Source organism: Flavobacterium sp. T12S277 (assembly GCF_048514875.1).
Taxonomy (GTDB): Bacteria; Bacteroidota; Bacteroidia; order Flavobacteriales; family Flavobacteriaceae; genus Flavobacterium.
Map to the genome: position 1 here is coordinate 81,024 of NZ_JBLYEG010000006.1, position 17,591 is coordinate 98,614.

Sequence of the window (17,591 nt, forward strand, 5' to 3'; positions counted from 1 at the left end):
GTATGTCATAGCATATGAGGCTATTGTTTAATAGCGTATAAAGGCTGTCGATAGATAGTATTCTTAATTTCAGAATGAAAAAAATAATTGCATTAACATTCATCATTACTTCATTTGTTGGTTTTTCTCAGGAAGTCGTTAAAAATGAGCGGATTGATTCTTCAAAAACAGAGACTCTTAAAGAGATAAAAATCATTCAGAATAGGAGAAAAGCAGGAGTTTATAAACTTCAATTTCCCAAAGAAATCTTGAAAAATGAAAGTATGGGTAAAACTCTACGACGAGTTGAGAATATTACTTTAGACAATAATAAAACAGTTTATTTTAAAGGGAAAAAAATTAAAAATTTCATTTATAATGATAAAGTCATAACTCAGGAAGAATTTTTCAAACTAATGTCTCAGGATATTGTTTCTTTTCAGATTGTGGAGAATTATTTTAATTTGTCAACTGGTGAGACTGAACTTGTTATAAAGGTAATGGACAATAACGGTAATGTCGATAATATAAAAGGTTCTGTTGACGGAACGCTTGGTTTTCTGCAGGAATTTAATTTTCTAGGTTCGAGTGTATTTTATAAAAAGAACAAATTTTCAACAGTTCTGAATATTTCCGGTCTCAAAAATGTTTCGGATAACAGCTCGGAGGAAACGTATAACGGGAATACTTTAAATTATGCGAACCACAGAGTTTTGTATCAGTCCAATTTCTCCATGCTTAATATTTATGAGATTGATAAATCAAGTAGTATTTCGTTGCGAAATAAGTACTCGGTAATCGATGAAAACAGACTTAGCTTCTTTCCGGATCTATCAGAGGCGGCCTATTTTTTTCTGGTTCGCAATTACAATACCAATGTGAGGTACGAGAAGAGAACAGTAAATGATTTAGAGTATAAACTCAATTTAGATTATGTAGGCAACAATAATAAAATTGAAGACAAGGTTAATAAATCGAATCAAAAATTTACGGAATGGACGTTGAGTTCCTCTGTCGCAAAATCAATTAATAAATTATATGTTCAGTCGGCATTAGTACTAACATATCGCAATTATGTTTTTGATAATGTAGTGGACAGAAGCGAAGTGAGGCAAAATATCGTAACTCCTTTTGTCAGTTTTAGTTATGACATCAATCCTAATAATTCATTGGTATTTGGAAACAGATTTCAGTTTTCTGAGGATAAAGTCAACAATGATGTCGTTTTTCATCATAATCTTTATCTGCCAAATTTCACTTATTTTTCAAAAATTGAATCCCTATTTGATGTAGAGTTCAATTATAAACGATACGTTATCAGACCGAGTATCCGATCAATTTCTAATTTCACGTATCAGGATTTTAATAATAATTCAATCGTAAACCCTTCATACATAGCACCACAAATAGATAATTCTTTTTCTCTCGATTTGGTGAAAAACATAAAGAAAGTCGATTTAACATTAAACTTCGGCTACTTAAGGTCATCCAATAATATTTCTGTGGTCAATAAATTGGATGCATACCAAATGATTTCTGAAAATGTAAATCTGGATTCTTATAATAGCCGATCAGTGGGTACTTCTGTTTCCTTTAAATTTTATAAAGAATCGAGGTTCAACTTAAATTATAGTTATACAAAGCTAAAAATGCAGAAGGAAAATGAAACGTATAAAGGAGCTGTGAATGCTCTTGATTTTTCTGTTAGCGGGAATATCGATAAAAGTACGATGTATTCGATTAACTCTTATTACATTGACAGGTTTTACGATTTTAATCTATACCGTTCGGTCAAACCGGATCTGTCTTTGAGTGTATCCCGAAATTTTCTTAAAGACAGATTAAATATCAATCTGGAGTATAGAAATATATTGAATACTGATGCAAACGTAAAGTTGCGGTTTATGAATAATAGCAATGAATATGCGTTAAACAATACAAACACATCGCATATGATCTTAATAAACGCAACCTATAATTTCGGAAAAACATTTAAAGTAAATCGTAAATACATTCAGAATATTAGTTCGGATATGAAGCAGTAAATTTGGTATTGTTTGATGCTTTTTACAACTTTAGTCTTTCATTTATAACAAAAAAAGCTTCAGATTTCTCTGAAGCTTTGTCTTTATAAGAGGGTGTCTTAAAAATTTGTATTTACTTTTTTAGAACGGTCCGCAACATAGGAAATAAGCCAGGTTATTGGTCCTTCTTTTACAAAGAATATTTTTTTCTTCTCTAAATTTGGAATACTTTCTACGCAGGCCGATAGTATGTTATTTGCCGAAATAAGGTATTTCTGATCGTATATGTTTAATACTCTTGCCGCTTCCTTGTTGGTTTTAGAAAGATTATTAAACTTGTTGAAGTTATTCTTCAGGATCGCATCATAATCGATAATATCTTCAAGTTTTATAGGCAGGAAATGATCTTTGGTATCTTCATTATAATATAATGTGGTAAAGGCCCAAACAGCTCCACCGGACAAATAGATCTTTTCTTTTTTTAATAAAAGAGGATTTGCATCAAGCATTTCTTTGATCTTTTTACGTACCACCGGGTTAAAGTCAAAAGACTTTTCCTGGTATACGGACATATCACTTGCCTGACTTTGGTTTACAACCGTCTTTTTTACAGCATCAGTAAGAGACATAGTACCAAAATCAAGTTCTAAAGGAATAAACTCTAATTTGTTATCGGCAAGTTCATCAATGTAACCGCCTTTAGTACTTGCAGCACCAATATCAAGAAGCAGAGCATTAGCATAATCAACAGGAGGTATAGAACCTTTAACTAGTATTTTAGCTTCCTCGTCAACATTAATAACATCAAGTTCTTTGTTGGTTAGGGTACTGATTTTGTTTTTTAAAGCATCAAGGTTGCGGGCAGATCCGAAAACAGAAGAAGCTACTAAAAAGATATTTTCTTCTGGGATTTTAAATTGTGCTCTTATTTTTGTCAATTGAGTAAAAACGATAAAACCGGCTTTGCTGATGTCTTCCTGAGTAAGTTCGCCATTTGTAGTGATGTGTTTGGCAAAACTAAGACCTTCATCATTTGAGTAGTAAGAAATTTTATAGTCCGCTTTTTTGATATTGTTTACTTCAAGGACTGTAACCTTTATTGTTCTGCGTCCGATTTCAATTCCGGCATAAAGATTTTTTTGAGCAAATGTACTTATGGAAAAAAATAAACTGAAAAGTATAAAAACTAGGATTTTGGGGGTGTTTTTTTTAAGCATTGTATTTAATTATGTTATAATAATTTATTGATAAAGATTGTAAGTTGTTGTTGTTTAGAAATTATAAGGTTAAGTAAAAAAATAACGGTTTTTTAAAGTAAATAATTTAAAACCGTAGAAATGAGTTCTTAAAAGTGATTCAGTTTTTTGTTGTGATAATTTTAAAAAGCAAAAAAAGCTTTATAATTGTTAATGTTTAAATGACTAGATTAAAGAGTAATTGCCCATCAGGACTGATAAAAAACTACTAAATATTCAGGGCGCAAATTTATAAAAACAATTACGAATACAAACCCGGTTATTAAGAAAACATATTATTTAATTGTTAAGGAAATCCCGTAAAGTAATTGACAGACAATTCGGTATTTTTTTAAGTATTGAAAAAGAATACTAACAGGAAATGATCTGATAAGAGGAGTCCCTGATATTTACGGGAACTCTTAAAATTCTCCTGTTTTCAGCATGGTCCGCAGTTTCAACGAAGGGTAAGTATTGTGATATTGCGTTGTATTCTTCCTGAGGTTTTCATTTTTTATAGTAGTTTTGTTTTTAGAAGTGGCACAACGTCAGAGACATTTGTGTGGTATTCAGTAGAACAATAAGGGGAGTGGGGTTTAATAAAAAAAGGAAGAGATGAAACAAAATATTTATGATGATACAGATTTTTTTGAAAACTATGGTAAAATGTTACGTTCGATAGATGGTCTGAACTCAGCAGGAGAGTGGCATGTTTTAAAAAAGATGCTGCCCGATTTTCAGGGAAAAAATGTTCTTGATCTCGGTTGCGGTTATGGATGGCATTGTATTTATGCAAAAGAACAAGGAGCAGAGAATGTCATTGGAATTGATTTATCGAAGAAAATGATTGATAAAGCAAAGGAAAAATCAGAGGGAGTATCAATAACCTATCACCAAATGCCAATTGAAGATATTGTATTTGAAAAGGAACAGTTTGATATTATTTTTAGCTCGCTTACCTTTCATTATGTACAAGATTTGGAAGCTCTTTTTCGTAAGATCTATCAGTATTTGAAGAAAGGCGGGAGTTTTGTCTTTTCTATGGAACATCCCGTTTTTACAGCAAAAAACGAGCAGGATTGGTTTAGGGATGAAAATGAAAACCGACTACATTGGCCAGTTGACAATTACCAGGACGAAGGAGTGAGACAAACATTTTTTTTAGGTCATGAAGTAGTAAAATACCATCGTACTGTAGCAAGTATTCTAAATATGGTCATTAATTCAGGTTTTAGTATTACACAAATAGCGGAGCCTAAACCGTCAGAGGAAATCATTGAAAAGTATCCGGAAATGAAAGAGGAGTTAAGAAGACCAATTTTTATTATGGTTTCTGCAGGTAAATCATAAAGGGATGAATTTTGAATTCATAAAGCAAGTATAAACGAAAAGAAGCGTCTTCAGTTCAATTGAAACAGCTTCTTTTCATTTTACTCCATTAGATTACTCCATCAAATTTTCCTCTATTAATTCTTCAAAAGATTTATTTACTTCTTCCGTTTCATCATCATCATGATAATAAATCCAAACTTTATTATCAGGAGAAATAAATACCGGATCTCCATTTCCACTAACGGAAATGACATAACTGGATTGTATTAATTCACATCTGTTATCAACCAGATAGTTACTTCTAAAATCCTTTGTTAAATCGATAACAGTTTCTTCTGATAACATTTCGCAGTTATTAAAACCGTAAACCGGAAAACCTGTATAACTACCTCCAAAGAGACTTAAAAACTGTGCATAATCATTGTCGAATTTTACATTAAGCTCGGTTTCAGCATTTTTAATTGTTTCTTCATTAACCGATTTACCTGCAAACAAATCATCATCTGATAGTATTACTTTTATTTTATCTATTAATTCTTGTTTCATGTTTTTTATTTACATTTTAGCTCTAAAAAAACATTTCTACTAGATTATCATCTGTTTTTTAAAATACTATTAATTTCAGATTCTTTGTGGGTATAATTTTTCTTATTTGGATAAAATCGTACTTCTTTAATATTGGACGAGCTTAATACTATCCCAATATCACCATCTTTCAAATCTTGAAATCCAATTGATTCTAAAGTTGGTATTTTTACTAAAGAAGATAGTGTTGTCAAATTATCTATATATAAGTCTTTTATTGATTTGTTTTCTTTTAGAATATCTGTAGATAATAGCTTTTTACATTTTAATATCTTTAATCTAGTTAACTTCATACTAATTAAACTACTTAAATCATTAAGCTTATTATTGTATGAAAGTTCTAAGCTGCTTAAGTTTGGAAATTTCTCAATGCCTTCTAAATTTTCTAAATTAGTATCTGCTAATATTATTTTTTTTACATAGTCACTTCCTGAAAAAGACATTAAATTTTTCCCTGTAGAACCTTTGATATAAAGTACATCTAACTTACTGAGTTTATCAATATTTGTTATTGTCGAACCACCTTTCATCGAAATTTCTTCTAAATTAGCAAGATAAGATAAATCTAAATTATCGGTAATTACAGGCAGCCAAATAGATCTTAAATTAGTTAGTTGTTCAATGTTTCTTACATCATTTATTGGGATATTATCATTAATTGCTAAATGGAATAAATTCTCTTTTAATGGAATAAGTAAGCTTAAATCAATTGCTTCACTATCATTTTCTAAAAATTTTCTAATAAAAACACCATCACATTTTTCTTTTATTGCATAATTTATTCCATTTTCAAAATCATTTGTAAAAACGGTAATCATTTTTTTGCAAAATGGTTCTTTCTCTTCTATTCTATACATATTTTATGGACATTTAATTTTACCTGTGCTAGCGTTAAATTTAGCTTCTAAATCATCCGCTTTTTTAACTATATCTGCATATGCTACAGGATCATTTATTTTCATCGCTTCTAAAGGTTTATTACCCGGTTGGTTAATTCTATTTAATCCTTTTGGGTCATTAACAGCCCCTTTCCTGTTTATTAATTCTTGTTCAACTAAAAAACCTGTATCATTATTTCCATAGTCAACATGGACTCCTTTAGTAATACTTGAGGTACTTGAACCAATTTCCCTTGCTCTTACACCTTGAGAAGTTACGGCTCTATCGATGGGGCCTTTCCCAATATAATACTCACCTGTCGGAAACTGAAACATATACGTCCCTGTTAAACCAAATACATCTATCCAGAAATTAGAATTAAATACATATGCATAAAATTCTCTACCTCCTAAAAGTCTTATAGGATCCTGCGATAAGTACAGCCCAGTTTCAGAAGAATAATAACGATGTCTGTTGTAATATAAACCCGTCTCCACATCCTCATATTGGCCCAACTGTCTAAAAGGTATAAAGCTTCGATCGCCTTTTAAATCTTTTAAGGCTCCATAAATATCATAATCGGTTTCCCAAACCAGTTCGCCTGTTTCTGAATAGGCCTGTACTGGTCTTCCAATATAATCGTTTATTAAACTATATTTTTCTTCACCAATAATCTTAGCGCTTGGTACAAAAGAACCTCCTTCATAAATCCAGGTTATGAGATTATCAACGGGTTCAGTTTTGTCATAAACTAAATCATCGTCTTGAATAACAAGTTGAGGTCTGTCTTTTAGATCGTATTTCCACTCGTGAATAAGAACGTTTCCATCCCAAACATAACGATTTATTTTCTGGTTTGCAATTTTTGCAGTACGTCTTCCCAGTGCATCGTATTCAAAACGTACAGCTTTACCATCAGGGTTGGTTACACTCTCAAGCATGCCGTTGGCCAGCCAGGTATAAGTGGTATCGCCGTACTGCCACTGCTCGTGTTCTTGCTGTAATTTCAGTTTTTCTTCTTTATTAACTGCAAGTTTGTCAATCCAACTGGTAGGCTCCTCAAAAACGAGTGCCTTGGTAATGTCACGGGTACTTTTGTGTACTAGATTCCCGAGTTCGTCGTATTTATAAAAGTACTTTTCATCCTGTAACAGTTTGCCGCCTTTGCCATATTTACGGTCACTTTGGTCCTGCGTTTTGTATAAATTACCTACCGCATCCGGGGTTTTATAGAGTTCTTCGTTCCCATTGTAACTTTTAGCCAGATTACCAAAGTCATCATAATCAAAATAGATCATGCCACCGGTAAGCTGATTGACTTTACTGCGGAGCTGCTGGTTGGTATCCCAGTTATAATAACGCGAGCCGGTACGTTTGCCGTTTGCAAAAACGTCCTGCTCTTTTTGTTTACCGCTGCTGTTGTAGCTGGTTTTGATGTGCAAACCTCCTGTGGCAAATCGCTCTATTTCGTGTCCTAATTCGTCTCGTTTCAAGGTGGTCTCCCAAGCCTGATGCTGTTCTTTAAGCTCCTTACTTTGAGCTTCGATACGCTCTAATTGTCCTTTTTGGTTGTAATGAGTACTGATGTCGGCACCAAGACTGGTACTGATATGAATACGTTGTCCTAATTCGTTATAAGTAGATGTAAGTGTTATGCCATTTTCGTTGGCGTCTAACTGTTGTTTTTGCGTTTCCTCTATGATACGCCCCATTTCATCTCGTTCAAAACGAATACTTACGTTTTGATTGACGGCTTCTATCAGCAATCCATTTTTATTATAGGTATAGGTTTCCCAGGTGCCATCGTGATAATCGGCTCTGGTGATGCGTCCCAGTGCATCCTGCTCGTAGTCGGTAAATTTTCCGCCTCCATGATCTATTCTGGTTACTTCACCGGCCAGGTTACGATTGAATTTTTTTACGATGCCATCAAAAGCGGTTTCACGCATGATGTATCCGGCCTTGTTTCGGCTAAAACTATAACTTTCGTTGTCCTCATTTTTTATGCTGGTAAGCTGCTCCATTTTGTCGTAGTTAAAACGGACTTTTACACCGTTTTGCTCTCTGGTGGCCAGACTTCCCAATGGGGTATAACTTAATTTTATATCGTTTTTTTTGTCTTTTAAGGCAATTATTTCATCATAATTGTTGTAGCTGAATTCGATAACGTTACTGTCTTTCTCTACAATTTGCTGCACTCTGTCCAGCGCATCATAGGTAAAGTAATCTGCCATCTGCATTGGGGTGTAAATTGCCTGTACACGACTGCGATAGTCGTACTCCCATGATTTTAGCTTTTTGTCATTTTCTCTCCATTCGATGAGGTTGTATTGCTCATCATACACCAGTTCAAGCTCGTTGTTGTTTTTGGCAACAGTGGCCAGTAGCCCGTTTTCATAATAAGCAAAATGAGTACTGGTTTTGTCCGGTGCAATTATGGTTTTAAGCTGATGTGGTTTTTGAGCCTTGTATAGATAAATGGTTTTGTTGCCTTCCGGATCGATGGCAATCGAAGGACGATTTTCATCGTCGTAGATCATGATTTCTTCGGTACCATCCGGGTAAACCGTTCCGGTTTTATTGCCTCTGTCATCATAATTAAAGCCCAAAATACGTCCTTCGGGATCAATCTCCCGATAGAGTTCCATAAATTCGGTATAATCGTAAAATGTGCTGTTCCCCATTGGGTCTTTTACCTGAGTCACAAGCTGGTTAGGCTCATAATAATAAGTGGTTACAGCTCCGTTGGCATCGGTTACGATGTTATAGCCTTCTTCGGTGTGGTATTCGATCCAGCCTTCCTGCCAGCCGCCTTCACCCCAGGTGTGAATACATTTGTTTTGAGTATCGTATTCCCAATAGAAAGTTTGTCCATTACGATCGGTTTTCTCGACCATAAGATGATCCTGATAGGCTATACGGGTTGGTACTCCTAGTGCATCAATAATGGCAACCATATTATAATGCTCGTCGTATTCATAAGCCACCAGCAACTCGTCTTGTTCGGGAGCAGCAAGTTCAAGTTTTTGAATGAATCCGTCTTTGGTGCTTACTTTTATTACTCTTCCTGCTGAATCGATGATTCTGTTCAGGCTGTATCCTTTAAATTCAAAAACGGTGGTCAATCCATCAGGATTGGTTATTTGAGTGAGCTGGTATTTTTTGCCGTCAAAAAGGGTAAAATCATAAAAGAGTTTGCTTTTATGATCGTAAGCCTGGTAACCTTCGGGAGTTCTTTTCAAGGTTGTTTTTTCCTGACGGAGGTAAAATTCTTCCTCAGGCAACAGCGCCGGAAATGCAACCACTCTACCATCGTCCATGCGAAGCCCTAGAGCATCTTCTTCAGGATATAATTCTACGGCTCTGTCGTATACACTATGTACACCATGTCCAAGCCAGCCTACATACTGAGAATCTGAATACCAGTTACGTTCCCAATTAAGGGGTATAGGGCTTGTAATATCAAAATCGCTGCCTTCATAAAAAACAGCTCCGTTGATAAGGTTAATAGGCTCGAAACCCGCTTTACACAACAATTTGCTGAGTTTGTTGGGGCCTATAGCGCCTTTAAGAAATTTATTGAATGCTTTTTTGCCTATTTTCATTAAGGTACTAAAACCTATACTGGCGGCCAGTCCGGTAAGCATTCCACCCCAATCGGGCGGATAAGGACCTCCAACCATGACCGGTTTCCCGGTAGGAATAGGCAAGGAAAATGAAGTTGGGGCAAAAAGGGTCGGGGCAAACGGTATCATTTTCTTTCCTACTTTCGTTTTTCCCAGAGACATCGAGAGGGGAATACCAATATCATTACAAGTCATTAACATATGACCTTTGGGACTCATTCGGGTGCTGTCTGAGAATACGGTTTGAGAAGCAAAAAAGTTCATGCTTTCGTGGCCAATAATAGGAGTCATCAGCCAGGGCGGTGTAAAAAGCGGAATGTGTACCAATGGAATGATAATACCACTGGTGTCTGAATTTCCTCGTTTAAAACCATTTACATGCACACTGGTGCCTAAAAATGGAACATAATCAAAAGGGTCAATGACAATACCTATGTAAGGGTGAAACGGATTAAAAGGGGGTAAGGTGGTAAAATGGATGTCTATCCCCACCACAATGGTCAAATGGTTATCGGTTAATAACATAATTTAGTAGATGTTGATTAAGTGGTATTCCTTTGGTTATTTGATATTGGATTGTCTTTATTCTAAAATGTTTGTCACTCTATATGATAATTGCTTTTTTTTATGAATGTTTTACTTTACTTTTTCTCTTGTAGGAAGAAGAAGCGTATTGAAATACAGTTATGAACGAAAATACAACAGTAATTTGAATAAGTCAATAAATTTGTAAGATTTGTTAGAAAAAATAACGTTTATATTGCACAATATCAATAGTTAAGATTCTCGGGTGATTGCGAGCCATTGTTTCGTATACTGATTTTACAGGGGATACAGGGGAGATTCAAATAAGAAATAGAGACCAGGCTAAAGGGGGAAATTAAATTTTTAGCTTCGATCAAGTGTTGATAGATTCTCTTCTTATTCCGGTTTTTAAATATTGTTTTCTTTTTAATGCCTCAGATTTAGAATCAAAAAATCTACAAGGATGGCTATAGTAATGATAAATAGCGGCTTATGATTCTGCTTTTTTTAAGTAGTAATTTTAACAAGGACTTTAAAATTAAAAACTGAATTCGTATATTGTTCTGCTAAAATCAAATATGCCAGGCATATACATTTTAAAAAATACCTGCTTTCAAACGTTTTTCAGTTCATTTTAATAGAAATCATTTAGATTATGAAAAAATCATTAATGCTCTGCATTGCATTCTTAGCGCTTACAGCGTGCTCAAAACATCAAAAGGAAAAAAACATTGCTATCACTGGAATAGATTCCACATTGCGACCTGGTAATGATTTTTTTAAATATGTAAATGGTAAGTGGTACGATTCTGTATCAATACCTGCATCTCAGGCCGGAGTTGGTGTTTATATGTTTATGAATTATCCACAACGAATTCGACTGCAAGGAATATTGGACAGCATTTCGCAAAGCAAGAATCCGGAAGGGAGTATAGCGCAAAAGGTAGGGGACTTTTATGCATCAGGTATGGATACTGTAACGATTGACAAACGTGGTTATACGCCTATCAAACCTTTACTAGCCAAAATTGAAGCCATTAGCGATTTACCTTCCTTAATGAACTTTGTGGTTAATGAAGTAAAAGTGGGCAATTCTTCGATTATAGGTTTTGGAGTATCAACCGATGATAAAAACAGCAGTATGAATATTGCTCAAATCTATCAAACGGGTATCGGTTTGCCTGATAGGGATTATTATTTCAAATCGGATTCATCGACTGTTGCGATACAGGAATCGTACAAAAAATACCTTACGACGTTATTTCAACAAACCGGTAGCGATGCCAATGAGGCTAAAAAGAATGCTAATTTGGTTTACGACATAGACAAACAACTCGCTGTTGCGCATAAAACAAAAGTTGAACTTCGTGATGTGCAGGCCAATTATAATAAAATAGCGGTGACAGATCTTGTAAAAAGACATCCCAACATTGGCTGGACTGCTTTCTTAAATACTTTAGGTGCTAAAGCTGATTTCATTAATGTAGGTCAGCCTGCTTATTATGATGCCCTTAATAAGCTTTTAAAATCCATCCCTATTAATAATTGGAAAATTTACCTAAAAGCAAATTCTTTAGAAAGATATGCAGATGATTTAAGTAAACCTTTTGTAGATGCCTCATTTGAATATACCAAAGTGCTTTCGGGTCAGGCTGTTCAAAAATCACGTGGCGAAAAAATGGCGAGTGTTCTTGACGCTTACTTAGGCGAAGCGCTGGGCGAATTGTACGTAAAGAAATATTTTTCGGAAGAGGCTAAAAAACGCATGTTGATCCTCGTGAATAATCTGCAAAAAGCCTATGCCGTAAGAATTGATAAATTGGAATGGATGAGTCCTGTTACAAAACAAAAAGCGAAAGAAAAATTGGCAGCCATGACTAAGAAAATAGGATATCCGGATAAATGGAGAGATTATAGCAAGGTGCGTATTTCCAGAGACGCCTATTTTGAAAATATGGTTTCGGCCGCTACAGCTGCCTATCAATTTCAATTGGCAAAATTGGGTAAACCAGTCGATAAATCAGAATGGTATACTACAGTTCCAACCGTTACGGCCTATAATAACCCTACAGCAAACGAAATTGTTTTTCCTGCAGGTATTTTACAACCTCCGTATTTTGATAATAATGCCGATGATGCACTTAACTATGGAGGTATCGGAATGGTGATTGGTCACGAAATAACCCATACTTTTGACGATCAGGGTGCTCAATATGACAAGGATGGTAACTTAAAAAACTGGTGGACAAAAGAAGATTATGCACAGTTTAAGTCAAGAATACAGCAGGTGATTAATTTGTACAGCACCTATACTGTTTTGGGTGATCTGCACATTAATGGTGCCATGACCGTTGGCGAAAATACGGCAGATATTGCAGGATTAGCAGTTGCTTATGATGCTTTTAAAATGACCGAACAAGGAAAAGGAAACACAAAAATAGACGGCTATACTCCAGACCAGCGTTTCTTTATTTCTTTAGCCAAAATATGGAGAGTAAAAATGAAAGACGAGTTCCTGCGTTTGTGGATTAATAATAACCCACATTCTCCACCAGTTTGGCGTGTGAATGGTACTTTAATGAATACAACACCTTTTTACGACGCCTTTAATGTACAACCCGGAGATAAAATGTTTTTACCGAAGAAAGACAGAATAACAATTTGGTAATACACTTGTTCTTTGAAGTGTCTCTATAAAAAAATGCGCAAAGATCTCTGTGAACTTTGCGTATTTTTTTTGGTTTCTTAGAAATTGTAAATTTTATAAAAGGCTCCTAACTTTTTATGATTTAGCTTAAAAGAAAAAAACTCCAGATTTCTCAGGAGCTTTATTTTTGATATTTTTTAGAAATGATTATTTCTTAATTTAATATTTCCACATAGGAATAAGAATTAAAGATAAAGTTATCCGGACTAAAAGCCTTAATTTCAAAGATAAAAAACATCTCATAGAAATGTCTTTTTTGTCAGATATTATGCTCAAATTAGAAAGGGATATCAAGCTTATATCCTTTGCCGCGTACAACGACAATTTTGATGTTCGGATCATTTTCCAGTTTTTTTCTAAGTTTTGATATGAACATATCCAGACTACGGCCCACAATAACGCCTTCGTCTTCCCATATTTCTTTTTGCAATCGGCTTCTCTCTATGGTCTTGTTGGGTGACAATGCAAAAATGAGCAATACACGGGTTTCCGTAACAGTCAGGTCTATTGTCTTTTCATTGATGATAAGCTTGCGATCATTTGCATTGAATAATACTGAGCCCAAAGTGAATGTAGTAGCGTGTCGACTTTCGGGTAAATGTTTTCGAGGTTTAACTGATTTCAAAAAAAGAATTCCAACAAATGCTAAAAATGAAAGTCCCCCGAGAAGATATCCGTTTTTTGCTGTAATAATACCTGTTGGTTTAAACTTAATGTTAATCCTGTAACATGTTTTGGGCTGTTTTCTTCCGATACAAGCGACAATATCATCTTTCTTATTTTTTGAGATAGCGTATCCATAAGTTACGCTACCATTGTCACAATTAAGAACATTAACAATATAATTACTTGAGCCGGGAGCTTTGTCCAAAAAACGACTGGTAATATTTAGTAGAGAATCTGGCTGAAAAGTAAAGTTATTCTCAAAATTGATTTGATATTCATTTTCGGCAATCTTTTTTACAGGAAGTACCCTTGATGTACTGTCACCCGACTGTAAAAGTAGTTCGTGACCGATCTTGCGGAGTAAAACTTCTCTTCTGGAAATATCAAAATCATTACCATCTCCCATATCCAAAGCCACACAGATTACAGAGATAGACAAGAATACTATTAGTGTAAACAGGTATCTGCGTTTTCCATAAAGAAGTTTTTGGCTATTAAGCATATTGTCAATGTTTTATTTACAAAGTTTACATTTTTATTTACAATTTAAATCTATTAAACCGAAAAATGTCAAAGTAATTTAGCCGTATAAACTTTAAAGAGAGATATAGCTATGTTATTAATTAAACCAAAAAGAACATGAAAAAAATCATTTATGCGCTGATCTTATCGCTGGTTGTGGTAAGCGGACTGGTATTTGCAAATCGTGAAAATAAAAGTGAAACTTCTAAAAAATTAACTCAAAAACCAATCTCTATTACTGAGAGGAAAATTGCATTGAATAAATGGAAGGCTACGCCAGATGGTACTGTGTACAAAAAATGGGAAGAGTCTCCGGCAGGTAAAAAAGTGTATGCCAGTGAAACTAAAATAAGGAAGTCCATTTATGATTATACCAAAATGGATGGAATTATAACCTCGCTTTCTCTTCCACCTGACTCAAAATTAGGTTTCGGGATAATGGTAAGGATTAAAGGGGATGATTATATACTTAGTTTTGGGCCAGAAAACTTTAATGACGATGGATTTTGGCAATTACATGGTCTAAAAATTAACGACAGAATAATTATAAAAAGCCATAGCGTATCGCATACTCCTAAGTATTCTTACCCAATAATATCGGGTGATTATGTAGAACGAGATGGCAGGATAATTTATAAACGTAAACTTCCTAAAGACGGTTGCTAATAAATAAATTACGAAAGACATTCAAAATTTACGCTTTGTTGTGACTTTTTATTTAAGAAACAAAAGCTTCAGAGAAATCTGAAGCTTTTGTCTTAGTAGTTCGCCGCGGCGAAGGCTCGAACCTGCCTCCGCCGCGGCGGATATGAGTCTGACGAGTTATAAGTTTAAGATAATATTTTTAATGAATTCTCTTCCTATTCCAGTTTTTAGATATTTTTCTCTTTTCATTGCTTCGGGTTTAGAATTGAAAAATTCTACATGAATTACTTTCCATGGTCTGAATTTTAGGGTGTAACCTTTTGTTTCAAGAAGATTGTGAGATTTGAATCTTTCAATTAAATTAGAAGTAAAGCCAGTATAGGTTTTATTGAATTTTTCTGAATAAAGGATGTAAACAACGAATTCTTCCATAATATGAAATTGTTATAAACAAAAAAAAACACCAGCTTTTTCAAGTGGTGTTTTTATTAGTAGTTCGCCGCGGCGAAGACTCGAACCTCTGTCCGCCGCGGCGGATATGAGCTCGCTAGTTTTCGTTTTGAAATAAAAAAAAAACACCAACTTTTTCAAGTGGTGTTTTTCTTAGTAGCGGGAACAGGACTCGAACCTGTGACCTTCGGGTTATGAGCCCGACGAGCTGCCTACTGCTCTATCCCGCGATGTTTCGGGTGCAAAGATACACAGTAAATACGGTTATACAAAGGAATTTCGGAATTATTTTTAAATATGCAGTTTTTAATTGTAAGTTATTGGTTTTTAATCATTTGTGTTTTGTGTTGAAGCGGCTTAGATGTTGTACGTCAGTAATTCGGCGTATGGATCGCCTTTTAAGCCTAATAAAAAAGCAAAAGCAGGTTCGGTTTTGTAACCGTTTTGTTTGAGTTTGATGATCTCTAATCGGAAATTTTCGTCTTTTGATTGCAAAATTTGATATTCTATGACCATGTGTCGATACGCATTCTGCTCTTTGGTTGGAATGTTTTGCCCAAAGATCTCAATTTCAAAGGGATCTATTTTAAAATTTGCAATAATAGATTCTGTGCGATCGATTATCGCTTCCCGGAGGGTATAATTGTCTTTGCTTCCAAAGGCAGTGTTGAGTTTCTCTACGAATTCAGTTTTGTTTTTCCAGTAACAAATAACATCCAGATCACTGTTTTCAATATCGATCAAAAGTGGGATCGTGCCTGCCAAAATTGGATCAAACGCAACAAGATCATCCAAAATCTTATGTTTAGTAAGGATTTGGTGGGCCTCAATTTGTTTGTGATTTCCTTTTTTTAGATAGTCGATAGTGGTAAAATCAATCATTACTATAATCCGTTTCTTCTTTAATTTCAGCTTTGAGTCTTTTGTTAATGTTGATTTTGGCATTTGTGAAAACAAAAATAGTGGCTCCGGACTCTCTTGCATATTTATTAGTGATTTCGCCTGCAATACGGGAAGACTCAAAGAAAGGACTGGTTTCCTTAAGCTCAGCAGTTCTTTCCCAAGAGTTTTTAACTCTGATGACGTTTTTGTAAGGTACGTCAAGAACAAACCAATTGAGGTAATCGGCATTAAAAGACACCGCTTTGATTCCTTTTTTAGAGTAATAGTTTATGGCTCCGGCCTGTCCGTAATTATCACAAAGTACCAGAGTTGTTTCGGGATTCGGAATTAAAGCATAAACAGAGTCTGTTTTGCGGGCGAGTTCTTTCCAACCCAGCATATCGGCAAAATCCTGCGGTAGCGCATGTTCTTTTCCATCTTCCCATTTCAGCATTCCCATTTTTCTATATTTTTCGGGATTTTTGATGATATACTCCGGGCTTTTATTAGGGAAAGCGAAGTCGTACATGGGGATAAAAAGCAATAATGGGATGATGATGAAAACGGGTTTCAGATAACGTTTCCAGCCTGTTTGTAGTACCTGAGAAAGAAAAACAGCTCCAAAAGCGATATAAACGGGGTATAAACCAATGGCATAGTAAGCTTTGGCTTTGAAATACAGAAAAACAATGAGTGTAAAAATGATCGAAGCAAAAAAGAATCTATATTTTTCGAAAGGTTTGTAGAAAAGCAAGGCATACAAAGCAGCAAGAAGTACAAAGAAAGAACCGATAAAAAATAACAATTGCTTTTTCAAAAATTCCATTCGATCCACATTAACGAGCTGTGTTTCGGCCAGTTCTTTCATATGATGCACAATAGGGAAGTGGTTGTTGTATTGCCATAAAAGATTCGGTAAAATCAGTACAAGTCCTAAAATCAATGCCCAATAGAGTTTTTTCTCTGCGAATATTTTTCTTTGATTGGAGAGTAAAAGAGCAGGTAAGAGGCCAATAAGGAGAAACAGTATGTTGTATTTATTCAGAAAACCGAAGGCAAAAACGACAGCGCCAATGTAAAACCATTTTTTGTTTTCGGTCGTAAGGTATTGAATGATCACATAATAAAAAGTAGTCCAGCATAAGATGTCTAATGAATTGGGCTGGTACAGGATATTGATTCGCAATAGTGATGAAAACAAAACGCAGGTAGCACCTAAAATCAGGGCGTATAGATTTCCTTTCAAAGTTTCAATAGTTTTCCAGACCACCACAAGCGTCAAAGTTCCAAAAAGAGCCGGAAAAAACTTCACCCAAAAAACGGAATTTCCAAGTAAAAGAATAAGGTAAGAAATCCATGAAGTCACCGGAGGAACGGATAAATAGCCCCATGCCAAATGATGTGCCTGATCAAGATGCAGGTATTCGTCGCGTTGCAAATCATATTCAGGACTTATTAAGAGATATTGCAGTATAAATTTTAAGGCGATAAACCCGAGTAAAATGGCAGTTTTTTTGGTCATGGTGGTTTTTGG

At 34.9% G+C, this 17,591-nt stretch carries 12 protein-coding genes and 1 tRNA gene; 4 read left to right on the forward strand and 9 right to left on the reverse strand.

Annotated features, from left to right (window positions below; all coding sequences use genetic code 11):
* Nucleotides 1-74 precede the first annotated feature (74 nt).
* Entirely contained in the window at nucleotides 75-2,024 is a 1,950-nt protein-coding gene (locus tag ACN1CN_RS10950; protein WP_419135680.1) for an outer membrane beta-barrel protein, read from the forward strand.
* A 98-nt stretch (nucleotides 2,025-2,122) separates the two neighbouring features.
* Here the strand turns inward: ACN1CN_RS10950 and ACN1CN_RS10955 are convergent, their stop codons facing one another.
* A complete protein-coding gene (locus ACN1CN_RS10955; protein WP_419135681.1) occupies nucleotides 2,123-3,220 on the reverse strand; it encodes an exopolyphosphatase in 1,098 nt (365 codons plus the stop codon).
* Between the two features lie 633 nt (nucleotides 3,221-3,853).
* Here ACN1CN_RS10955 and ACN1CN_RS10960 point away from each other — a divergent pair.
* Complete coding sequence (locus tag ACN1CN_RS10960) at nucleotides 3,854-4,588, forward strand: class I SAM-dependent methyltransferase (RefSeq protein ID WP_419135682.1); 735 nt, start codon at nucleotides 3,854-3,856, stop codon at nucleotides 4,586-4,588.
* Nucleotides 4,589-4,681: 93 nt separating this feature from the next.
* On the opposite strand, the gene ACN1CN_RS10965 is transcribed toward ACN1CN_RS10960, so the two are convergent.
* Genes ACN1CN_RS10965 through ACN1CN_RS10975 form a run of 3 tightly spaced genes read right to left on the reverse strand, consistent with a single transcriptional unit; the run spans nucleotide 4,682 to nucleotide 10,185 of the window.
* Nucleotides 4,682-5,116 (reverse strand): SMI1/KNR4 family protein, encoded by a 435-nt coding sequence (locus ACN1CN_RS10965; protein ID WP_419135683.1) that lies wholly within the window; start codon nucleotides 5,114-5,116, stop codon nucleotides 4,682-4,684.
* 47 nt (nucleotides 5,117-5,163) lie between these two features.
* On the reverse strand, nucleotides 5,164-6,012 hold the full coding sequence (locus ACN1CN_RS10970) for a leucine-rich repeat domain-containing protein (protein WP_419135684.1): 849 nt from the start codon (nucleotides 6,010-6,012) through the stop codon (nucleotides 5,164-5,166).
* 3 nt (nucleotides 6,013-6,015) lie between these two features.
* Nucleotides 6,016-10,185: a DUF6531 domain-containing protein gene (locus ACN1CN_RS10975; RefSeq protein WP_419135685.1), complete on the reverse strand. Its 4,170-nt coding sequence runs from the start codon at nucleotides 10,183-10,185 to the stop codon at nucleotides 6,016-6,018.
* A gap of 655 nt (nucleotides 10,186-10,840) precedes the next feature.
* Between ACN1CN_RS10975 and ACN1CN_RS10980 the strand changes: the two genes are divergently transcribed.
* Nucleotides 10,841-12,853, forward strand: coding sequence for a M13 family metallopeptidase (locus ACN1CN_RS10980; RefSeq protein WP_419135686.1), 2,013 nt, complete (start codon nucleotides 10,841-10,843; stop codon nucleotides 12,851-12,853).
* Nucleotides 12,854-13,169: 316 nt separating this feature from the next.
* On the opposite strand, the gene ACN1CN_RS10985 is transcribed toward ACN1CN_RS10980, so the two are convergent.
* On the reverse strand, nucleotides 13,170-14,060 hold the full coding sequence (locus ACN1CN_RS10985) for a winged helix-turn-helix domain-containing protein (RefSeq protein ID WP_419135687.1): 891 nt from the start codon (nucleotides 14,058-14,060) through the stop codon (nucleotides 13,170-13,172).
* Between the two features lie 137 nt (nucleotides 14,061-14,197).
* Between ACN1CN_RS10985 and ACN1CN_RS10990 the strand changes: the two genes are divergently transcribed.
* Nucleotides 14,198-14,746, forward strand: a complete 549-nt coding sequence (locus tag ACN1CN_RS10990; protein ID WP_419135688.1) for a hypothetical protein — start codon at nucleotides 14,198-14,200, stop codon at nucleotides 14,744-14,746.
* Between the two features lie 156 nt (nucleotides 14,747-14,902).
* Here the strand turns inward: ACN1CN_RS10990 and ACN1CN_RS10995 are convergent, their stop codons facing one another.
* From ACN1CN_RS10995 to ACN1CN_RS11010, 4 genes are all read right to left on the reverse strand, one after another.
* Complete coding sequence (locus ACN1CN_RS10995; protein WP_419135689.1) at nucleotides 14,903-15,157, reverse strand: GIY-YIG nuclease family protein; 255 nt, start codon at nucleotides 15,155-15,157, stop codon at nucleotides 14,903-14,905.
* 175 nt (nucleotides 15,158-15,332) lie between these two features.
* Nucleotides 15,333-15,405 (reverse strand) — tRNA-Met (locus ACN1CN_RS11000).
* A gap of 127 nt (nucleotides 15,406-15,532) precedes the next feature.
* Entirely contained in the window at nucleotides 15,533-16,057 is a 525-nt protein-coding gene (locus ACN1CN_RS11005; RefSeq protein ID WP_419135690.1) for a DUF4269 domain-containing protein, read from the reverse strand.
* Nucleotides 16,050-17,579 (reverse strand): ArnT family glycosyltransferase, encoded by a 1,530-nt coding sequence (locus ACN1CN_RS11010; RefSeq protein ID WP_419135691.1) that lies wholly within the window; start codon nucleotides 17,577-17,579, stop codon nucleotides 16,050-16,052. Before ACN1CN_RS11010 ends, ACN1CN_RS11005 begins: the two co-directional genes overlap by 8 nt.
* Nucleotides 17,580-17,591: the final 12 nt, after the last annotated feature.